Raw genomic sequence first — 1,439 nt, 5'->3', positions numbered from 1 at the left:
TGAACTGGCCCCCGAAAGTTGGACTAGTTTAATTCTAGGCGGTTAGGGCTTCAAGGGTCTGATTCCGATATTGCATCGGGGTCAGGCCCTTGAGTCGTTGTTGGATGCGTTCGGTGTTGTACCACTGGATGTATTCGTCGATTGCTTGCTTGAACTCTGCGACCGTGTCGAAGACTTCACCGTGGTACATCTCGGTTTTCAAGTGCCCGAAGAAGTTCTCCATGACCGCGTTGTCGTAACAGTTGGCTTTACGCGACATCGACTGAACACCACCGTTGTCACCGATCAGGTCACGCCACGAGGCATGCTGGTACTGGAAACCTTGGTCAGTGTGCATCATCCACCCGGGTTCAGGCGCACACGTTTTAATCGCCTTGGTTAAAGACTCTGCGGTAAACGCTGTCGACGGCGATGTAGCCACGGTGTGGGCAACGATTGAGCGGTCGAACAGGTCCATCACCGGTGACAGGTAGACCTTGCGGCCTGCAACCCTGAACTCGGTGACATCGCTGACAAAAACGGTGTTTGGCTGATCCGGGGTGAACTTGCGGTCAAGTTTGTTGTCAGCGATGTGGCTGATCGTCCCGGTGTAGGAAACATAAGGTCTACGTTGGCGGATCTTGGCTCGAACGCCCATCTCACGCATGAGTTTGTAGACGAGTTTGTGGTTGACCACCCACCCCTGGTTACGCAGGTCAAGTAGCACTCGTCGGTAGCCGTAGCGATGCTTGTTACGTTCAAAACTTGCCCGGATCGCGTCTTTGAGCTCGGCGTGCTTATCTGGCTTACTGAGTCGTTTCTGGTGGTAGAAGAACGTCGACCGTGGGATACCTGCTGCCTCTAGGAGGTACTCCAAGCGGTGGTGCGACTTGAGGATGACAATCGCCTGGACTTTCAGGCGCGTCCCTGATTCCTCAAGTCCCGCAATTTTTTTAAATAAGCGTTTTCCGCTTCCAATCGCGCGATCCGGCGCCGCAGCTTCTCCTCTTCGGTCAGCGGCTTTGGCACAGCCGAGCCTTTGGGTCTGCCCTTCGGCTTCGGTTTTAACGCCTCATCGCCACCGTTACGCCATTGCCGCGACCAATAACTGACCAGCTGATCTGACGACAGGCCAAACTCACGCGCAAGATCCATCTTTGTCTCGCCGGCAAGGTAGCGTTGGACAACTTCCTTCTTGACCTCGAACGAGTACTGCTGCTTAATCGGTTTCTCCACAAGACATAGCCTGCCATGCAGCTTAAACCGACGACAGAGCATACGGGCGGCATACTTGGAGACACCAAGGGCATTGGCAGCGGCTGTATAACCCATGCCTTGCTCAAATAGTTCAACCAACTGCTCGCGCTGATATTCACTTAGCGAACTTCGTGCTCTCAATGAAAACTACTCCCCACTAGTCGGTAACTGATTTCTCAGTCCAACTAATGGGGAGCAGTTCA

At 53.7% G+C, this 1,439-nt stretch carries 1 pseudogene; it reads right to left on the bottom strand.

Annotation, left to right across the window (positions count from 1 at the left end):
- Positions 1 to 34: 34 nt before the first annotated feature.
- Positions 35 to 1,238 (bottom strand): annotated as a pseudogene (locus tag Q0331_RS05265) (IS3 family transposase); the annotation flags it as partial.
- Positions 1,239 to 1,439: the final 201 nt, after the last annotated feature.

The organism is uncultured Corynebacterium sp. (assembly GCF_937999985.1).
Taxonomy (GTDB): domain Bacteria; phylum Actinomycetota; class Actinomycetes; order Mycobacteriales; family Mycobacteriaceae; genus Corynebacterium.
This window is presented reverse-complemented; position numbering and strand designations above follow the sequence as displayed.